Source organism: Pantoea sp. CFCC18177, assembly GCF_059412425.1.
The window spans coordinates 22043-42108 of record NZ_JBNBPL010000036.1; the positions used below are offsets into that span (position 1 = coordinate 22043).

The 20066-nt window shown below is 55.6% G+C and carries 11 protein-coding genes; 4 read left to right on the forward strand and 7 right to left on the reverse strand.

Annotated features, from left to right (window positions below; all coding sequences use genetic code 11):
- Positions 1-18: 18 nt before the first annotated feature.
- Positions 19-1206 carry an MFS transporter gene (locus tag ACPUC8_RS24455; protein WP_494927635.1) on the reverse strand — a complete coding sequence of 396 codons (1188 nt, stop codon included), beginning with the start codon at positions 1204-1206 and terminating at the stop codon, positions 19-21.
- Between the two features lie 103 nt (positions 1207-1309).
- Between ACPUC8_RS24455 and ACPUC8_RS24460 the strand changes: the two genes are divergently transcribed.
- Positions 1310-2260, forward strand: coding sequence for an AraC family transcriptional regulator (locus ACPUC8_RS24460; protein WP_039330389.1), 951 nt, complete (start codon positions 1310-1312; stop codon positions 2258-2260).
- Here the strand turns inward: ACPUC8_RS24460 and ACPUC8_RS24465 are convergent.
- The 6 genes from ACPUC8_RS24465 to gltP form a co-directional block, all read right to left on the reverse strand.
- Positions 2257-3801, reverse strand: a complete 1545-nt coding sequence (locus tag ACPUC8_RS24465) for a methyl-accepting chemotaxis protein (RefSeq protein ID WP_039330391.1) — start codon at positions 3799-3801, stop codon at positions 2257-2259. The two genes, ACPUC8_RS24460 and ACPUC8_RS24465, sit on opposite strands and share 4 nt — an antisense overlap.
- A gap of 266 nt (positions 3802-4067) precedes the next feature.
- A complete protein-coding gene (locus ACPUC8_RS24470; RefSeq protein ID WP_494927636.1) occupies positions 4068-10151 on the reverse strand; it encodes an autotransporter outer membrane beta-barrel domain-containing protein in 6084 nt (2027 codons plus the stop codon).
- A gap of 619 nt (positions 10152-10770) precedes the next feature.
- A complete protein-coding gene (murP, locus tag ACPUC8_RS24475) occupies positions 10771-12210 on the reverse strand; it encodes a PTS N-acetylmuramic acid transporter subunit IIBC (RefSeq protein ID WP_039330395.1) in 1440 nt (479 codons plus the stop codon).
- Complete coding sequence (murQ, locus tag ACPUC8_RS24480) at positions 12210-13121, reverse strand: N-acetylmuramic acid 6-phosphate etherase (RefSeq protein WP_039330397.1); 912 nt, start codon at positions 13119-13121, stop codon at positions 12210-12212. The genes murP and murQ overlap by 1 nt, the downstream gene beginning before the upstream one ends.
- 229 nt (positions 13122-13350) lie before the next feature.
- On the reverse strand, positions 13351-13503 hold the full coding sequence (locus ACPUC8_RS24485; RefSeq protein ID WP_494927637.1) for a hypothetical protein: 153 nt from the start codon (positions 13501-13503) through the stop codon (positions 13351-13353).
- A gap of 400 nt (positions 13504-13903) precedes the next feature.
- Positions 13904-15205 carry a glutamate/aspartate:proton symporter GltP gene (gltP, locus tag ACPUC8_RS24490; RefSeq protein WP_039336186.1) on the reverse strand — a complete coding sequence of 434 codons (1302 nt, stop codon included), beginning with the start codon at positions 15203-15205 and terminating at the stop codon, positions 13904-13906.
- A gap of 582 nt (positions 15206-15787) precedes the next feature.
- Here gltP and acs point away from each other — a divergent pair.
- The 3 genes from acs to actP all read left to right on the forward strand — a co-directional run bounded on the left by acs (position 15788) and on the right by actP (position 19896).
- Entirely contained in the window at positions 15788-17743 is a 1956-nt protein-coding gene (gene acs, locus ACPUC8_RS24495) for an acetate--CoA ligase (RefSeq protein ID WP_058969647.1), read from the forward strand.
- A 174-nt stretch (positions 17744-17917) separates the two neighbouring features.
- Positions 17918-18247 carry a DUF485 domain-containing protein gene (locus ACPUC8_RS24500; RefSeq protein WP_058969649.1) on the forward strand — a complete coding sequence of 110 codons (330 nt, stop codon included), beginning with the start codon at positions 17918-17920 and terminating at the stop codon, positions 18245-18247.
- Positions 18244-19896 (forward strand): cation/acetate symporter ActP, encoded by a 1653-nt coding sequence (gene actP, locus ACPUC8_RS24505; protein ID WP_494927638.1) that lies wholly within the window; start codon positions 18244-18246, stop codon positions 19894-19896. The genes ACPUC8_RS24500 and actP overlap by 4 nt, the downstream gene beginning before the upstream one ends.
- Positions 19897-20066 lie beyond the last annotated feature (170 nt).

Consider the following 20066-nt stretch of genomic DNA (forward strand, 5'->3'; position numbering starts at 1 on the left):
CATTGCGCTAAAACGAATTTAACCGTGATGGCGTACCCGCGTGAAAATGGTGATGGCCGCTAACAGCATCAACACACCACTGGCCATGAACACGCCGCCAGCCCCTTGCAGGTCAAACATCCAGCCGCCTGCCGCTGCACCTGCGGTGATCGCCAACTGAATCGTCGCCACCAGCAGACCCCCGCCGGACTCCGCATCATCCGGCACCGCACGGGAAATCCACGTTGACCAGCCGGTCGGCATCGAACCGAATGCCAGACCCCACATCGCCACACCCGCACCGACCAGCCAAGGCAGACTGTCAAAACTCACCAGCACCACAGCCGTGACGCTCATTACCAGCGCCATGCCAGTCAAGGTCAATGACACACTGCGCGTCACCAGGAAACCGGCCAGCGAAGTGCCGAAGAAGTTCGCCACACCGAATGCCAGTAACACCAGCGACAACTGATTAATATTGAGCTGGGCACTGCTCTCCAGGAATGGGCGCAGATAGGTAAAGAAAGCGAAGTGACCGGTAAACATCATGATCACCGCCAGCATGCCCCAGCGCATCAGGCGGTTACGCAGCAGATCCAGCACCCCACCGCTGCGCGCTTTGTTCTCTGGCGGCATGGCTGGCAAGGTAAAGAATTGCCAGAACAGCGCCAGCACACCTAACACGCCGGTTAACAGGAAGATGTTGCGCCAGCCAATCAAACCGCCCAGATAGCTGCCCAAAGGCGCGGCAATAATGGTCGCCAGCGAAATACCGCTAAACACAATCGACAGTGCACGCGGCACCTGTTCTGGTGGCACCAATCGCATGGTGATGGCGGTGGAGAGCGTCCAGAAGCCGCCAATCGCCATGCCAAGCAGTACACGCGCCAGCAAGATCATCGGCAAGTTTTCAGCAAAAGCCACCAGCAGCGCCGACGCAATCAGTAACAGCGTGAAGGCCAGCATCACCATGCGACGGTCAAGGCGTCGCGTAATGTTACCGATCACCAGGCTAGTGAGCAGCGCCACCAGCGCCGTTACCGTCACCGTTTGCCCCGCCTGCCCTTCACTCACCTGCAGCGAGTCGGCAATCGGTGTCAGCAAACTGACCGGCAGAAACTCGGCGGTAATCAGGCCGAATACGCCAAAGGCCATGGCAAATACCGCACCCCATGCGGGTTTATCCACCGCTATACTTGTTTCGACAACTTCAGTATCCAGACTCATTTGCGATCCCCATCACAAAAATTCAGGTTGTAAGCATAGTGAGACAAAGCAAGACGATCTATGATACAAAAACTTTGTTTTTTGATTATTCGTCTGGATTCGTATGAGCCGCTATGAAGATCTGACCAGTGAACTGCTGATGGGTATGCGCTTGTATGGCGTGAAGTATCAGCGTATTGCCTTACATACTCCGTTTGGTTTGCAGTACGATGACGCGCCGGGTAAAGCTCAACTGCACTTTGTTGGCCGGGGCTCGTTGCTGATCCGCTCGGCATCTGGCGTGATCTATCCACTGCAAGCTGGCGATGCGCTGCTGATCCCCCACGGCAAAGCGCATGCATTAATTTCATCTGAAGACGCGATCTGCGAGCCGATCGGCACCTTTAACAGTAAGCCGATTTGCGGCAGCGTCTGTTCGATAGGCGACAGCGGCGAAGATTGCCCCGACGACAGCGATGTCATCCTGTTTAGCGCCTGCATGGCATTTGAACTCGGTGGCATGCAGCCGCTGGTGCATACCATGCCGGATGTGATGCTGGTGAGTACCCTGCTGGCACAGTACCCGGAAATCCAACCGATTCTGGATGCTATGGAGCGTGAAACCCGCGATCGTAAAGCCGGTTTTGCCGGGATTTTGTCCCGACTGGCGGATGTGGTGGCCGCGCAAATCGTTCGCGGCTGGGTGGAAAACGGCTGCGGCAAGGGCAGTGGCTTAGTGCAGGCATTGCGCGATCCGCGACTCAGCCAGGCAATGGCAGCCATGCACCGCGCACCAGGGGAAAACTGGACGGTGGAGCGGCTGGCGCGTGAATCAGGCAGCTCGCGCTCGGTGTTTGCCGCGCGTTTTCAGTCCGCCACCGGCATGACGCCGCTGCGCTATCTCACCGAGTTGCGCATGCGTTTGGCGGTAGAACGGATTGTGAATGAGGGTGAAGCGGTGGAAAGCGTGGCCTTCCACCTCGGTTACGGCTCGCTGGCGGCGTTTAGCCGTGCCTTCAAGCGTATTGTCGGCTCGCCGCCCGGGGCGTTACGTGCCGCGCGCGAAACCCTTTAACGAAATACGCTGATGGCTTCCACCAGGCGGTTGGCTTGACGCGCCATCCTTCCTGAAGCCTCGGCGCTCTCTGCCACGCGGGCGGCGTTTTGATGCGTGATGTCATCCAGATCTTCCACCGCCGTGCTGACTTCGCTCAGTGCGATGGATTGCTCAGCGGTAGCCGAACTGATTTGTGCGATCAGCGCGGTCACGTTTTGCACCTGGCCAACAATCTCCTGCATGGTACGGCCAGCCGCATCTGCGTGATCGCTGCCGGACTGCACGCGGCTGGCGCTGGTTTCGACCAGGGTTTTAATTTCGCTGGCGGCTTTGGCACTGCGTTGTGCCAGACTGCGCACTTCACCCGCGACCACGGCAAATCCTTTCCCCTGCTCACCGGCTCGCGCCGCTTCTACGGCGGCATTGAGTGCCAGAATGTTGGTCTGGAAGGCGATCCCGTCAATCACGCTGGTGATATTGGCGATACGCTTGGAGCTGTCAGCGATTTCCGCCATCATCCCCACCATCTCCTGCATCACTTCACCGCCTTTCAACGCCGCATGACTGGTGTTCTCCGACAGGTTATTCACTTCACTGGCGGTATCGGTATTACTTTTCACCGTGGCGGTCATTTCATTCATGGTGGCCGCCGTTTGCTGCACATTGGCTGCGGCTTGTTCGGTACGACGACTCAACTCATCGTTGCTACGGGCAATCGCATCACTGGCGCTTAAGACGTTGATCGCCTGACCGCTGACATCATCCACCAGCCAGCGGAACATCAGGCCCAGCTGACCGATGGCGCGCAGGGTGATGCCGATTTCATCGACGCGATCCATCTGCTCCACTTTATGGCTGGCACCGGTCGCTACGCTCAGTGCCTGGCGGCAGATGCGCTCCATCGGGCGAGAAATTTGCTGCTCCAGCCACAGGCTGGCCAACAGCAGCAAGACAGCCATGCCACCGGTAAAGCAGCCGAGTTGCAGAGTGTTCATTCCCAGCAACGCCACCCCACCCACCGACAGCGGCAGCAGTGCCAGCAACGTGGAGCGGATGCGCCAGCGCAGCGGCATGGTTTTCAACAGGGAGCCAAACCGACGCCAGCCGGTGCCGATCAACAAGCCTTTGTGGAAACGGCGTCCTTTGGCACGCCCTTCTCGGAAATCGCGGTACAGCGCTTCCGTCTGGCGGATTTCCTCCACGGATGGCTTAGTGCGCACAGACATAAAGCCCTGAACTTTGCCTTCTCTCACCACCGGAATCGCGTTGGCACGCACCCAGTAGTGGTCACCATTCTTACGACGATTTTTGACCAGTGCGGTCCAGGGTTCACCCTGTTTCAGCGTCGCCCACATATCGGCGAAGGCTTCCGGCGGCATATCCGGATGACGCACCATATTATGCGGTTGGCCATTGACCTCATCCGGCTCGAACCCGCTGACCTCAATAAAAGCATCGTTGGCATAGGTGATGTAACTGTTGAGATCGGTGGTCGACATCAGCGTGGCGTCGTCGTCAAAAATAAACTCACGCTGAGTGATGGGCTGGTTGTTCCGCATGTGTGTTGTCCTTGCAAGATGCAGGCTAAAGGAAAAATCGATAATACTTTTTTACCTTTTCGGCAGCGCAAGGAGCGGGCTTTAGCACGAATAATTAATTTTCATCCTGAATTAAAGGCCAAACGGGTAATGTCCCTGTTTTTTATAGTGGAAAAGAATCAATAAAATTTCATTTAGGGTAAATGAAATCATTGTTTAGCTTGATGAGCAGAGTGCGCATCAATGCGCACTCTACGAAAACAGCTACATCCCTGTAGAGTCGTCGGCTAAAACTGCCACCTTACGCCCACGTTGTAGCGCCAACCTTTGGCCCCGTTGCCGTTAATCTCTTTGCGATAATCAGCTTCGGCATACAGCGACACATCCTTTTGCAGCGTGGCGGTGCCGCCTGCGCCCACTTCCCACATCTGACCAAAGTGACCGCTGGTGAAGGTTGCCCCCAACGCAGGGTTATCCATTGAAGAGACGTTGGTCTCTGCCGTACCGCCCCAGCCTTTATAGAAATTCGCGCGCAGATAGGGGGTGTACTGACGTTGGCTGTCATCCGTCCAGGTACGATCGAGCCGTGCGCCCAGACGTCCGATGGTCTGGTGGTAATCGCCATAGCGCACTTTATTGCCATCCTGATCGGTAAAGTCATTCATGTTGAGCTTCATATACATCAACTGCGCCTGCGGCTCCAGTTTATAGCCATCACCCAGGTCGAACGGATAGCCACTCTCCAGTGAGGCGGTCCAACCGTGCGCCTTCAACTTCGCCTCTTGCTGCTGGCGCGCAATGGCGGTTTCGCCGCGATGCCAGTCAAACGAGAGCACGCCGTCCAGATAGAAACCGCTTTGACGCTTCCAGGTGCCGTAAAACGCCAGGCTGTCGCTGTCAAAGGTGGTGCTGCTGTAACCATCCGCCGCATCTGGGCGAATACGGGTGTTACCGCGCGTGTAGGCCAAACCACCGCGCAGGCTGTCTTTCTCCCCGTCGAGGCGCATGAGGTTACCACCCACCTGCACCGCGCTGTAATCCAAATCAAAGTCGTAACCGTAATCAGTAAAACGCTGGTCACTTTTGTATTTCAGGTTTGAACCGATATAGCGCAGGAACATCTCGCCGCCCTCGCCCTCTGGCCGCGTCTGCTCATGGCGCAATTCGCCAAGACGTTTATGCAGATCGTCAATGATCGCCGAGGTGTAATACGCCAGCCCGACCGGCGCAGAGATATACGAAGGCACCTGCGGCACCACGGCAGCACGCGCATCGTAGCTTTGACCGCTACCGAACGCATCGGTGATAAAGGTCGATGGGCAGCTGGCGCCGTCTTCGCAGACGTAATAATTTGCCAGTCGATAATCCCAGTAATTGTTGCCACTACCGCTGACCAAACGCTGGCTGGGGTCAGTGCTGCCCGGCGCAAAGGTGTAGAGCCGATACTGCCACGGCCCGGCACCGAGATAGCCGTCTTTCAGTGCAAAACTCTCCGGACTGGCGTTACCCGCCACCTGGGCCAGGGATATCCCTTCGTTGCCTTCAATCCCGCCGTTGCGGTTGAGATCGGTAAGCGCCCCAGTACTGCTGTCCGTCAGTTTCACATTCACCAGCGTGGTGCCGCTGGCGTTACCCGTCACGTTGAGATGGTCAGTGAACTGGTTGCTCAGTGCGCCCCCTTCGTTGAGGTCGGTGATCAGGTTAAGCTGACCACCGCTGGATGCCAGCGAACCGTTGATATTGAGCGTGTTGCCTGGCGAACCTGCGCCGTTAGTCAGATCCAACGTCCCCGCATTATTCACCGTGAGTGAGTCCGCCGTGCCACCTGCCAGCGTCGGGTGCACATTATTACCGGCGTACAGTGTCGAATCCGCATCCACATTGATGGTGCTGTGTGCCAGATTGAGGTTATCGGTCAACGTCCACTGGGTGTTGGCGAAGTTGATGGTGCTCCAGCCGCTGCCCAGATTCACCCCTTTGTTGAGATCGTCTGCACTAAAGCTGCCGCCGCGTGAATCAATCTGGTTGAAAGTCAGGGTGTTGCCAGTACCGCTGCCGCTGGTGAGGTGATAAGTCGTACCCAGATCAACGTTGCTGACTTCGGCGCTGTTGTTGTTGTCATTCCCCATCGTCAGGCTGCCGTTAAGCGTGCCGCCCGTCCAACGAAATACATCAGATCCGCCGCCGGGATTGATATCGCCGCGCACCTCCCCCTCGGTCAACAGCACTTCATCATCGGCATTGCTTCCGGCCACCGCCACCGTCTGAGGATTGGCCGTAATGATCGATCCATAGTTCTCAAATAGGGTTTTACCGCCACGCAAATCTACCACCGGGGACGTCAGGCTATTGGAGGTAAAAGTACCGGTATTGGTGATGGTGCCCGCCGTGCTGGAAACCAGTGCCGAGCCACCTGCCGGGTTATCAATATTCACGTCAGCTGCGGTGGTCACATTACCGCTGGTGTTGGCACGGATCCCTGTGCCGCCTGCGCCGGTCACATTGAACTGATAGCCCGATCCCAGCGTTAAATCGCCACGGGTGGTCGATCCATCCGCATTGGCGATGTTCAGCCCGGTGCCGCTGCCCGACACATTAGTGGTCACGGTGGAGGCGGGATCAAAGGCCACGGCAGTGCGGATCCCGTTACCGTTGCCAACGTTAAGGGTGAGATTGCTCAGGCTGACATTGCTGAGTTCTGCACGGTTTTCGATACCGTTGCCGCTGCCGAGCACGTTGACCGTGGCATCGCTGGCGCTCAGTGCAGTTGCACCGGTATCCAGCAAAATGCCGTGCGCATTGCCGCGTGTCGTGATCACCGTGTCACTGCCGGTGAGCGCCAACTGCGCGCCATCACTGATGCGCACGCCCGCTGTACCGTTATCCACGTTGATTACGCCGCCCTTAGCCAGGGTGCTGCCGCTGCCGGAGACATCCAGCCCGGTGCCACTCGCCACATTCACCGTGCCGTTGTTGGTTAAGGTGCTGCCGGCACGCGAGCGAATACCGATGTTATCGCTGCCGGTGAGATTCAGCGCACCATTGTTCACCAGCTCGGCACCGTTGGTGACATCAAAGCCGATGGCATTGCTGCCTGCGCCGCTCAGATTGCCATTGCTGGTGACGGTAGTGGGTGCCGAGCTGCCATTCAGCGCATTGCTCAGGTCAGTGCGCAGATTATTCACCAGCACTCCCACCGTATTACTGCCGCTGAGATTGAGCGTGCTGCCGCTGGCCAGAGTGGCAGCTGCGCCCCCTTCGACCCGCACCGCGGTGCTGCCCTGTCCGCTGGCGGTGAAACGGGCATTGGCGCTGTTCAGGGTGCTACCACTCCCCGAAACAATCACGCCCGTGCTGTTCACGCCGCTGGTGGTCAGTGCCGTTGGGCTACTAAAGCTCAAGGCTGCACCATCATCAATGCGATATCCGGTGGAGTTTTGCGTGTTCACATCCAGTGCGTTCGCAGCCGAGTTGATGCGTGAACCACTGCCTGCGGCGTGATAAGCAATCTGATCGGTATTATTGAAAATCGGCGTGGAGCCTGCCGCAATATTCACCTGCGCGCCATTGATCGCCTCTGCGCCTATCGCGCCCGTGCCGTTAAGGTTCAAGGTGCCGCTGTTAAGATTGGCAATGGCCCGGCTGCCGCTGGCGCTGACACCCCGGCTACGATTCGTGGTGCTGCCACCGTTGACATTGATGTTGCCGCTGTTATTGGCGGTGGTATTCGCCGTGCTGCCGCTGCTGTTGACCGCAATACCAGTACCACCATCATTGATGCTGATGTTACCGCTGTTGCTGCCAGTGGCACCGCTCTCTACCCGAATACCGGTGGCGTTTGCCCCGCTGAAATTGATGTCACCGGTGTTATTGAGTTGCGCACGATTGCGCGCCAGATAACCCACCAATCCGGTTTGTGATGAGCTGAGTGCGGCGGCTGAACTCAGGCGGGTGCCGGTAACGGGAGCACCACTGTTACTGCCCGCCAGGGTATGTTTTTGCCCATCCACAATCGCGCCGATGGCATTGTTGCCGGTCAGATTGATGGTGGTGGCATTGTCGATAGTGCCGGTGGCTCCGCCTTCGATATTGACCCCCGTGGCACCCGCGCCGCTGACATTAAGCGTGGCGTTGCGCGTATTCACCTCCGTGCCCCCCGTGCCGCTGCCATTCACCGCCACCGAACCCGCGCCTGATGCGGTGAGAGACAGGTCGGTACCATCGAAATCTGCACCCTGCTCGACGCGGAACAGGGTTGAATTGGCGGTGGTGACATTGAAGGGATTATTGCCCGCGACGTTGATCAGCGCATTGGGGCCATAGGCGAAGAAGGCGATCTGATTGCTGCCATTGCTAAAGGAGGGAATGGCATTTGCCGCCACGTTCACCGTGGCATTGCCGCGCGCATGCACGCCAATCGCGCCGTTACCACTGAGGTTCACCGGACCATCAATGTCTGCGCTGGCTTGGCCGGTTCCCTGACCTTCAACCCAGACGCCAAAGTTGCGCGTTCCGCTCGCCGGATCGGCCCCACCCGCAACGTTAATGGTGCCCGTGGAGTTGGCCGATGCGCTGTTGCCATTGGTCGCCACCACTTTCACGCCGGTACCGTTGACGCCGTTGAGATTGATGGTGCCGCTGTTGTCGATATTTCCGCTGCTATTGGTCACCGACATGCCGACGTTTTCACGCGGTACCGTTGCTGCGGCACCGTTCACATCAATGGTGCCGTTGTTCAGTATCGTGACATTGTTGGCACCTGAGGCCGACATGCCTGCTGCATTCTGTACTTTTGAACCGATAACAATGTTGCCGTTGTTGGTGGCGCTGCCGTTGGCCACCAACGCGATGCCACTGGTCAGGCCGCTCTGATTCATCGCCGTATCCGCGACGTTATCCGTCAGGCTGTTCTGTGGACCCCGGCCGATATAAATCTGCCCATCGGCCGTATTGGTAAACGTGGACGTTGGGGTGGTCAACAAAACCCCAGAGGCGGTACCACTGGCACTGGAACCATTAACGCCAACGTTGATGTTGCCGCTGTTGTTGGATGTGGCGTTATCCTCCAATCGAATCCCCGCCACACCGTACTGCGAATTGCTACCGATGGTGGCCAGGTTGACGATGCCATTATTGTTGAACTCACTGCCGCTCTGCACCAGCACGCCGTTAGCGCCATAGCCGGTAGAACCAATGCCGGTACCATCCTGGCGATTCAGGAAACCACCGTTAATCACGCCAGTGGCGCTGGTGCTGCCGTTGCTGCCGCCCGCCAGCACCAGCGCTGTACCGTTGTTAGCGATCGTGCCTCGACTGGCGAGCTTGCCATCAATCACCGCCTGCGCACCGTTTGACGCTTTAATTGCGCCGCCCGTCGAACCAACCACCTCCAGCGTTTTACCCGCCGCCAGATTGACGCGCGCGTTTGCGCCATCGGCATTCACCACGATGCGATTGCCTATATGCTGAGTCACTTCATCCGGGGGCGTGGCGCTGACGTCGTAAACAATATTGCCGTTGGTCACGGTGACGGCCTTGTTGAAGTCGGTCAGATAGTTGGCTTTATCGAGATTGCCTGATTGCAGTTGGCTGATCAGCCAGTTGTTATAGGTTTGTAGCTCACTGGCGCTGGTGACCGAGAAGGTGTGGTTGGCACCGTCCAGCGTTTGCACACTGAAACTGCCGTTGTAAGTCGCGAGATTTTGCACCTGAAACGTTTGCGTGGCTCCTGCGCCGTCAGGGGTGGCGGCAGTGCCAAAGAAGCTGATGCGATTGTTGGAATTCCAGTTCAGCGTGCTGTCGCTACCTACCTGAAACAGCGTGGTCTGTTTGGCAGCCATGCTCCAACTGTTGGTGCTGGCGCTGCTAGCAGCATTCGGCTGGCCGATGTTCACATCAAGTGAACCTCCATTAGAGACATCCGCGACCCGTGCGTTGATGTATTGATCGCCGTTCACATTCACCACATCGGGCACGGCAGTGTCTGAGGTCACGGGCGCTTGTGCCACCAGGCTGGCGGAGTTGTAAACCTGGAAGGTGGTATTACCGCCCGTAGTGGGATCAGGCACCGTAATGGCAAAGTTCTGCGGCCCAGGATTGAGGCGCGTCTGGTTGAGGAACTGCGCACCCGAGGTGATATTCACCTGAGCCAGGCTTGAACTCACTGAGCCGTTGGTACCCGGTGCAAAATCCGGGTTACCGGTCAAGGTTTCGCTCGTGCCACTCACATCAATATTCTGCTCACCAAAGAGGTTGTCATTGACCTGCGGTGAATAGCTCCCCAATGTTACCGCTTGTGCACTGATATAGGGATAAAACAGTGCCTGTGCCGCTAATATTCCGATGGCGATCGGATTTAATTTGAACTTCATACTTCCTCCGGTGGGCGTGCAGCGTCCACGCTGTTATTGCAACAGCGTTAAATTCATCGCGAGGGGATAAAGCGGCAGGAATAACACCAACCCCGATGAGCAATTAATTTCTGAGAACCACTGTGTGAAGAAAGTACGGCGCAGCGAAAAAGAGACAGAACTGTTGTTATAGATTAATTGGCTTTAGGTATAGACTTTTCTGCCATGAGAAGCAAAAGGCAATTACAGCTAACCTATTGTCACAATGAGGAAATAAATGCGAGGCAGGATAAATTATTGGCAATATTTAATTCCGCAGATAATCAACTGTTAGCACGCTAAGTTGTTAATAATTTCTTTATTTTTTCTTAGCGTTTTATTTACGATTGGCACGGCAAGACGCAGGTCGATCGTGCCAAGGTAAACGATACGGCGAAATGCAAAAGTGTGACCTGCATCACGCTTCATTGGCGCAAATCAGGCACTCCTGAAGCGGCATGATTTATCGCTCATCCTTTCTTCGAGGCCAAAAGTGCGCACCCTACAAAAACCGCGCACGATCGTCGTAGGGTTGCCATTGATGGCGACCGAAAAGCGCTTAACTGACTAGCCTGACGCCATAACTCGCGCCGCTACGGGATTAACTCAGATCCACATCCTTGGTGCCGCCCCACCAGGTAAACGCAAAACCGCCGACCCACGCGACGATTAACCCCACCAGATACACCGCCATCCCGGCAAAGATACCTTGCGATGAGGTCATCAAAGGCAGCGTCACTAATCCTGATGGACCAAACACGGTATTCATCCCCACTGGCAAACCCAGCCATGCCACCAATCCAATGAAGAATCCGCCCAACGCACCGCCACAGCAGGCGGTAATAAACGGCTTCAAGCGCGGCAGCGTGACGCCATAAATCAGCGGCTCACCGACACCTAACAAGCCGGGGACGATCGCGCCTTTGATCTGTTTTCGCAGTAAGGAGTGTTTATCAGCTTTACACCACAACGCGATGGATGCACCCACTTGCCCGGCTCCCGCCATCGCCAGAATGGGGAATAATGAGTTGAAGCCCTGCGTTTCCATCAGCGCGAAATAGACCGGAATAAAGCCTTGATGAATACCGAACATGACCGCAATTAAAAATAATCCGGCCAAAATGGCGCAACCGAATGGATTGTTATTCAGATGGATAAACAGCCACGACATGCCCTTAAATAACTCACCGCCGATGGGCATAATCACCATAAAGGTCACCGCGCCGGTAATTAATAACGTGAGTAATGATGTCAAAATCATATCGAGATTATCCGGGATAATCTTGCGCAACTGTTTCTCTATCCAGGCTCCAAATATCGCAGCCAGTAATACGCCAATAATATTGCCACGTGGGTCAATTGCCATGCCGAAGAAGTCCGACATGCCACTGTAATATCCTACCGTGGCTTTTGGCACATAACCCAGCACAAACAGCGAGGCGATAATCGCGCCATTCACGCCGGAGCCGCCAAATGCTTTCTGCGCGTTGTAGCCAATCAGAATGCTCAGGAAGGTGAACAGTCCCTTGCCGAACACTTTCATGTAGGCCACGGTATCCAGCAGCCACTGCGCATGATCGCCCGGCTGATTGAGATGAAAAATCTGCTCAATCAGCGTAGCAAACCCCAGCAGCAAACCGGCACCAATAAAGCCGGGAATAAGTGGGGTAAAAATGGTGGCAAAGCAGGAGAGAAAACGGTGCAGCGCGCTGGTCTGTTTCGCTTTCATTTGCTGTTTCTGCGCCGCCGCAATCTGGCTCAGATCGCCTGGCGCAGCAGGCTCACTGCTATTCAGTAGCAGCTGCATTTTCTCCGCCGCCGTTTGTGCTTTTCCGGGGCCGAGCACAATTTGCAGTTGCGCATCACTGTCAATCACACCCAGCACACCGGGCAGCGTTTTCAACCGCGCGTGATCCGCCCGCGACGCATCCGCCAGCGTCAGACGCAGGCGCGTCATGCAATGACCACACTGCACTACATTCGGTGCGCCACCTACTGCCTGCAAGATATCCTGCAATAAACCTTCGGTGATGGCGGCCATTATTCGGCCCCTGCTTCACGCAACGCACGACGAATGAAGCCGCTGTTCTGATTGAGCAGCGCCTTAGCCTCACTGGCATCCAGCCCCGCCAGCACCATGACAATTGCGGTTTTACAGTGCCCCTGACATGCGCTCAGCGCCTGCTGTGCGATGGCATCATCGCAGTCAGTGGCTTGCTTGACGATATTGATCTGGCGCTGAACCAGCTTCTGGTTAGTGGCTTCGACATCCACCATCAGATTGCCATACACCTTGCCGCTGCGGATCATCGCACCGGTGGTCAGCATATTGAGCACCAGCTTCTGTGCCGTGCCCGCTTTCATCCGCGATGAACCCGTCACCACTTCCGGCCCGACCACCGGCGTCAGTGCCACATCGGCGGCTTGTGACATCGGGCTATTTGGGTTGCAAGTCAAAGCAGCGCTGAATGCGCCCTGCTGTTTCGCATAGGCCAATGCACCCAGCACGTACGGCGTGCGCCCGCTGGCAGCAATACCGACTAACACATCATGGGCATGGAAATCGATATCCTTAAGATCCTGCGCACCCTGTTCGTGGTTATCTTCCGCATTTTCCACCGCCTGCAAAATCGCAGTGTGACCACCCGCAATCAGCCCCACCACCTGCGAGCGCGGCGTGCCGAACGTGGGCGGGCATTCGCTGGCATCAAGAATGCCCAAACGGCCAGATGTGCCGGCACCGCAATAGATCAAGCGGCCACCTTTACTGAAGGCCAGGGTGATGGCATCCACCACTTGTGCAATCTGCGGGACGATTGCTTCTACCGCCAACGCCACTTTCTTATCTTCGTCATTGATGACGCGTAGCATCGCTTCGGTGGAGAGTTCATCAATATTCTGGCTTGCGGGGTTACGGCCTTCGGTGATCATCTGGCTGAGGTCGATCTGCATCATGCACTCCTGTGAAAGAATAATTTATTCTGAAAACTATACACCATTTAGAATTGTTAATTCCTGCCGGGTGACGCCGATTTTTGTGATTCTGCGCAAACGGGTATAAAAAACCCGCCAAACGGCTAATGCTTATCAGTTAAGCGACAGACGTTAACGCCGTCTGGAGCCGCACCGGGGCTGGCGGTCCTCGCGCCGCTGCGCGGTACCTTCACTTCACTCGTCTGCCTTACGGACCGGTGCCGATGGAACATCCATGTTCCAGCGCCACCTTTCGCCCGCGTCCTGCGGGCTCTCCTGGCATACTCACGCCGTTCAGCGCTGCGGATGCCTGCCCCGGTGCGGCCCCAGCCTGCTCTTCAGCTTCAGTGCGTGTTGTCAAAAAGGGCACATTGCCTGAGGCTATGACGCCTCTGCTGCCCCCTCTGGGCTATCCGCAGCGCTGAGACTTTTACGTTGGGCCAGGAGCCCCACGCGGGGAGGCGTGGGGCAGTTCGCGGCAGACCATGGATGGTCATCCGCGAACGGTCCGTCCGGCACGACGTGGAAGTCGAAGGCACCGCTTTAGCGGCGCGAGGACGGCCCAGAGGGGGCAGTAGTGGCGGCAGAGCCCGCACTAAAAAGACAGGCCACTTTCTAATAAGCAGCCTGAGTTCTTAACTGGCAAGCATTACGCCAAAAGGCGGGTTTAGTTTGGTGCGCCAATATTGAGCTTGGATTGCATTAAAAAACCCGCCAAAAGGCGGGTTTAGATAATGACACCGTAATGGCGACTTAAGGCATTAACTGGCTTTTTGCGTGCGCAGTTGCAGCTCGTAAGCCTCGGCTTGCTGGGTGTCGAACTGGTTTTCCCAGCGCGCGATCACCAGCACTGCCAGTGCATTACCAATCACGTTCAGTGCGGTACGCGCCATGTCCATGATACGGTCAACACCGGCGATAAACGCCAAACCTTCCAGCGGAATACCGACGCTTCCCAGCGTTGCCAACAGCACAACAAATGAGACGCCCGGCACGCCAGCGATCCCTTTTGAGGTCACCATCAGCGTCAGCACCAAGATGATCTCATCGGTCAGCGACAGGTCGATACCATACAGCTGTGCGATAAAGATCGCCGCGATGCTCTGATACAGCGTTGAACCGTCAAGGTTGAAGGAATATCCGGTTGGCACCACAAAACTGGTGATGGCTTTTGGCGCACCGTAGGCTTCCATTTTCTGCATGATGCGTGGCAGCACGGTCTCAGAACTGGAGGTGGAGTAAGCCAGAATCAGCTCATCTTTCAGAATGCGCATCAACGTGGTAATTCGCAGCTTACAGAAGCGCGCCACGCCGCCCAGCACCACAAAGGCAAAGAACAGAATCGCCACGTAAACCAGTAATACCAGCTTGGCCAACGGATAAAGCGAGGCAAAACCAAAGTTGGCAATGGTCACCGCGATCAGCGCAAATACACCCACCGGCGCATAACGCATGATCATGTGCGTCACTTTAAACATGGTTTCAGAAATCGAACGGAACACGGTGACCAGCGGATCGCGATGCTCAGATGGCAGCGCTGATAAGCCCATACCAAACAGTACCGAGAAGAAGATGATCGGCAGCATGTCACCCTTCACCAATGAGGCAAAGATGTTCTGCGGGATCAGTGACAGGATGGTTGTCACCAGGCCGTGAGGGGCACCTTGTACCGCTTCGGTTGTGGCTTCGTATTTAGAGATGTCCACCGTTGCCAGCGTTGACATATCAATGCCGCTGCCGGGTTGGAATACGTTGGCCAGCGTGATGCCGACCACAATGGCAATGGTGGTGATCACTTCAAAATAGATGATGGTTTTGACACCAATACGTCCGAGCTTTTTCGCATCACCGACGCCAGCAATGCCGACAATCAGGGAGGAAATCACAATCGGCACCACAATCATCTTGATCAGATGAATGAAAATGTCGCCCGCAGGAGTAAGAATGTTAGTGATTAACCATTCACGATCGTCTGGCTGATTATGCAGCACGGTTCCGACTACGATGCCGAGAATCAGGGCAATCAAAATTTGCCAGGCAAGGGTGAGCTTAAAACCTTTCATAACGCGTTATTTTCCTCAGTAAAAACCCCTTTGCTCTGCTGCGATGGTGCAGAAGATTTGACACACAGGGAAGTGAGCAAAAGCCCGATAAAATAGAGGGTTATATTGGACTGCATCCTTAACCACTGTGCGCGGCATTTTGCGCCTGCGCGATGATGCAGCCTGAGTGGATACCTGCTGAACAGGGGCGAGATAAGTACCATTTTCACTGCGATAATTGCAACCCCTGGGGGCTTAGCGTATTTCCTGTGCAGGTGAGTAGCATAAAATGCTGGCATTTACTTTTAGTCATAACTCGCTGTTATGAAAAGTGTTAATTCGATAATTTTCCGCATAGCTATTCAATATCGGGCAAAAAACCCTCCGGCGCGTTTGCTGATTATTTAACCAGCGACAACGTCTGATTCCGCGAAAAGCAACAGATTGGGTCTCATTTGTTTCGGTGATGAACAGTATGAATTCGGGCACTTTTCAGGCATACAAAAGGTCGTGATCCAGACTACAAAATAGAAACAAAGCCAGATCGCGCTCTTTAATTAACCTTTGATTGACATATGATTAACATCTTCAAGGAGGTCAGCCATGAGCCAAATACATAAGCATCCTGTACCCGCTGCCGTCGCAGCGAATGCCCTGATTAACGCCGATCAGTATGCGGCGCTGTATCAACAATCGGTTGACGATCCCGACGCCTTTTGGGGTGAACAAGGCAAAATCCTCGACTGGATTAAGCCCTACAGCAAGGTGAAAAACACCTCATTTGCCCCAGGCAATATTTCGATTCGCTGGTATGAAGACGGTGCGCTGAACCTTGCCGCCAACTGCCTCGATCGCCATTTGCAGACGCGTGGCGATCACCCCGCCATCATCTGGGAAGGCGATGACGCCAGCGAAAGCAAAACCATTACGTTCCGCGAACTGCATGGCGATGTATGCCGCTTTGCCAATGTGCTGCTGAGCCTCGGCGTGAAGAAAGGCGACGTGGTCGCCATTTATATGCCGATGGTGCCAGAAGCGGCAGTAGCGATGCTGGCGTGCGCGCGCATCGGTGCCGTGCATTCGGTGATCTTCGGTGGCTTCTCACCCGAAGCGGTCGCCGGTCGCGTCGTCGATTCCAACGCCAAACTGGTGATCACCGCCGACGAAGGGGTGCGCGCAGGACGCAGCATTCCACTGAAGAAAAACGTCGACGATGCGCTGAATAACCCAAGCGTCACCAGCGTGAAAAACGTGGTGGTGTTTAAGCGCACCGGTAAAGACACCGGCTGGCGCGAAGGACGCGATCTGTGGTGGCATGATCTGGTGGCCAAGGCCAGCGATCAGCACGAACCGGTGGCGGTCGAAGCCGAGCATCCGCTGTTTATCCTTTATACCTCTGGTTCCACCGGTAAGCCGAAAGGGGTGCTACACACCACTGGCGGCTATCTGGTGTACGCGGCCAGCACCTTCAAATATGTGTTTGATTACCATCCAGATGATGTGTACTGGTGCACCGCCGATGTGGGCTGGATCACCGGTCACAGCTATTTGATTTACGGCCCGTTAGCGTGCGGTGCCACCACCCTGATGTTTGAAGGCGTACCGAACTGGCCGAAGCCGAGCCGCATGGCGGAAGTGGTCGACAAACATAAAGTGACGCTGCTGTACACCGCGCCAACCGCCATTCGCGCCCTGATGGCCGAAGGCGATAAAGCGATTGAAGGTACCAGCCGCAGCAGCCTGCGCATCATGGGATCGGTGGGTGAGCCGATTAACCCGGAAGCCTGGGAGTGGTATTACAAAAAGATTGGCGACAGCCGTTGCCCGATCGTGGATACCTGGTGGCAGACTGAAACCGGTGGCTTCATGATTACTCCACTGCCGGGTGCGATTGAGCTGAAAGCCGGCTCCGCGACCAAGCCGTTCTTTGGCGTACAGCCCGCGCTGGTGGATAACGAAGGTAATCCGCTGGAAGGCGCCACAGAAGGCAACCTGGTGATCAACGACTCCTGGCCAGGTCAGGCGCGTACGCTGTTTGGCGATCACGAGCGCTTTGAACAAACCTACTTCTCCACCTTCAAAAATCGCTACTTCAGCGGTGACGGCGCACGCCGTGATGAAGATGGCTATTACTGGATTACGGGCCGCGTCGATGACGTGTTGAACGTCTCTGGCCACCGTCTGGGTACCGCTGAGATTGAATCGGCGCTGGTGTCACATCCGAAGATTGCAGAAGCTGCCGTGGTGGGTATTCCCCACAGCATTAAAGGCCAGGCAATCTATGCTTATATTACGCTTAACCACGGCGAAGAGCCGTCGCCAGAGCTGTATACCGAAGTGCGCAACTGGGTACGAAAAGAGATTGGCCCGATTGCCACGCCGGATGTCCTGCACTGGACTGACTCGCTGCCGAAAACCCGCTCCGGCAAGATTATGCGTCGTATTCTGCGCAAAATCGCCGCAGGCGATACCAGTAATCTCGGCGATACCTCAACGCTGGCCGATCCGGGCGTGGTTGAGAAATTGCTGGAGGAGAAACAATCCATCACCATGCCTTAATCGGCATCGACGCGACGGAGAGTGTCAGCCTGTCCACGGCAGGCTACTCTCCGTCACCCCCTCCTTACGCCGTACGCTTTCCAGCATCGCAAAACCTTACATAATTATAAAATTCAGAAAGATAAATCACTTAACCGTGAGTTATCTGCCTGCCTTTCCTCTGGAGAAACTGTGATGAACGAAGCCCTAAATCAACAGGAAGCAGTCTGGCAACAAATCGAGAGCAATCCGCGTTTTCAGGAACTGGTGCATAAACGCCAGTCCTTTGCGCTGCTGCTCAGTATCATCATGTTGGTGTTATACGTCGGCTTTATTTTGCTGATTGCCTTCGCCCCTGGCTGGCTGGGTACGCCGCTACACGAAGGGACCAATGTCACGCGCGGCATCCCGATTGGCGTCGGTTTAATCGTGGTGTCATTCGTATTGACGGGCATTTATGTCTGGCGTGCCAATGGCGAGTTCGACCGCCTGACGAAGCAGATCCTGAGCGAGGTGAAATCATGAAGCGCCTGTTTTCTGCGTTATTAGCGATTGTGCCCGCCAGCGTATTTGCCGCCGATGCCATAACCGGTGCGGTGCAAAAACAGGCGACCAACTATGAAGCCATCATCATGTTTGTGGTGTTTGTCGCAGCAACACTCGGCATCACCTACTGGGCCTCAAAACGCACTCGCTCACGCAGCGATTACTACACTGCGGGTGGCAACATCACCGGCTTCCAGAACGGCTTGGCGATGGCCGGTGACTTTATGTCTGCGGCATCCTTCCTCGGCATTTCCGCCTTGGTGTATACCTCTGGCTACGACGGGCTGATCTACTCACTCGGCTTCCTTGTGGGTTGGCCGATGATTCTGTTTTTAATCGCAGAACGTTTGCGTAACCTTGGGCGCTACACCTTTGCCGATGTGGCTTCGTATCGCTTACAGCAAAAACCGATTCGTACCCTCTCCGCCTGTGGCTCGCTAGTCGTTGTGGCGCTGTATCTGATTGCGCAGATGGTCGGCGCGGGCAAACTCATCCAGTTGTTGTTTGGTCTGGATTACCACATCGCGGTGGTGCTGGTCGGTATTTTGATGGTGATGTATGTGCTGTTTGGCGGCATGCTGGCCACCACGTGGGTGCAGATCATCAAAGCGGTATTGCTGCTGTTTGGCGCCAGTTTTATGGCCATTATGGTGATGAAAGCCACCGGATTTAGCTTCAATACGCTGTTCACCGAAGCCATGGCTGTCCACCCGAAAGGCGCGGCGATTATGCAGCCCGGTGGTTTGGTGAAAGATCCGATTTCTGCACTGTCGCTTGGCCTGGGGTTGATGTTCGGCACCGCCGGTTTACCGCATATTTTGATGCGTTTCTTCACCGTAGCGGATGCGCGTGAAGCGCGTAAAAGCGTGTTCTGGGCCACCGGCTTTATGGGTTACTTCTACTTCCTGACCTTTATTATCGGCTTTGGCGCCATTCTGCTGGTGGGAGCGAATCCCGCCTTCAAAGATGCCAGCGGTGTACTGATTGGCGGCACCAATATGGCGGCGGTCCATCTGGCGAATGCGGTCGGCGGCAGTCTGTTCCTCGGCTTTATCTCGGCAGTGGCCTTCGCCACGATTCTGGCGGTGGTGGCGGGTCTGACGTTGGCGGGGGCTTCGGCGGTTTCGCACGATCTTTACGCCAGCGTGATCCGTAAAGGTCAGGCGACCGAACGAGACGAACTGCGGGTATCGAAGATTACCGTGCTGGTGCTTGGCGTGGTAGCGATTGTGCTGGGCATTTCGTTTGAGAAACAGAACATCGCCTTCATGGTCGGTCTGGCATTCTCGATTGCGGCCAGCTGTAACTTCCCGATCATTTTGCTGTCGATGTACTGGTCGAAGCTGACTACGCGCGGCGCAATGGTGGGGGGCTGGCTGGGGCTGATCACGGCGGTGGTACTGATGATCCTCGGACCGACCATTTGGGTACAGGTACTGGGTCACGCCAAGCCGGTTTATCCGTATGAGTATCCGGCGCTGTTCTCCATGATTGCGGCGTTTGTGGGCACCTGGCTGTTCTCGATTACCGATCACTCTGAACAGGGTGCGCAGGAGCGTGCACGTTTCCGCGGACAGTTTATTCGTTCACAGACGGGAGTGGGAATTTCGCAGGGGAAAGCGCATTAAGAAAGTGCAGTGATTAACCAGGTCGCCATTAATGGCGACCCTACAAAAACCCCCGTAGGGTGCGCATTTAGGTGCAAACCGGGCACATAGGTAACACTTTAGACCGGGCACATGGGTAACAGTTATAAATTGGTATAGCAGAGGAGACTCACTATGCCCTGGACTGAGAC

Coding starts and splice junctions, on each gene's coding strand:
- ACPUC8_RS24470 (WP_494927636.1), bottom strand. CDS start 10,151: ATGAAGTTCAAATTAAATCCGATCGCCATCGGAATATTAGCGGCACAG.
- murQ (WP_039330397.1), bottom strand. CDS start 13,121: ATGCAGATCGACCTCAGCCAGATGATCACCGAAGGCCGTAACCCCGCA.
- ACPUC8_RS24465 (WP_039330391.1), bottom strand. CDS start 3,801: ATGCGGAACAACCAGCCCATCACTCAGCGTGAGTTTATTTTTGACGAC.
- ACPUC8_RS24500 (WP_058969649.1), top strand. CDS start 17,918: ATGAACGAAGCCCTAAATCAACAGGAAGCAGTCTGGCAACAAATCGAG.
- ACPUC8_RS24460 (WP_039330389.1), top strand. CDS start 1,310: ATGAGCCGCTATGAAGATCTGACCAGTGAACTGCTGATGGGTATGCGC.
- gltP (WP_039336186.1), bottom strand. CDS start 15,205: ATGAAAGGTTTTAAGCTCACCCTTGCCTGGCAAATTTTGATTGCCCTG.
- actP (WP_494927638.1), top strand. CDS start 18,244: ATGAAGCGCCTGTTTTCTGCGTTATTAGCGATTGTGCCCGCCAGCGTA.
- acs (WP_058969647.1), top strand. CDS start 15,788: ATGAGCCAAATACATAAGCATCCTGTACCCGCTGCCGTCGCAGCGAAT.
- murP (WP_039330395.1), bottom strand. CDS start 12,210: ATGGCCGCCATCACCGAAGGTTTATTGCAGGATATCTTGCAGGCAGTA.
- ACPUC8_RS24455 (WP_494927635.1), bottom strand. CDS start 1,206: ATGAGTCTGGATACTGAAGTTGTCGAAACAAGTATAGCGGTGGATAAA.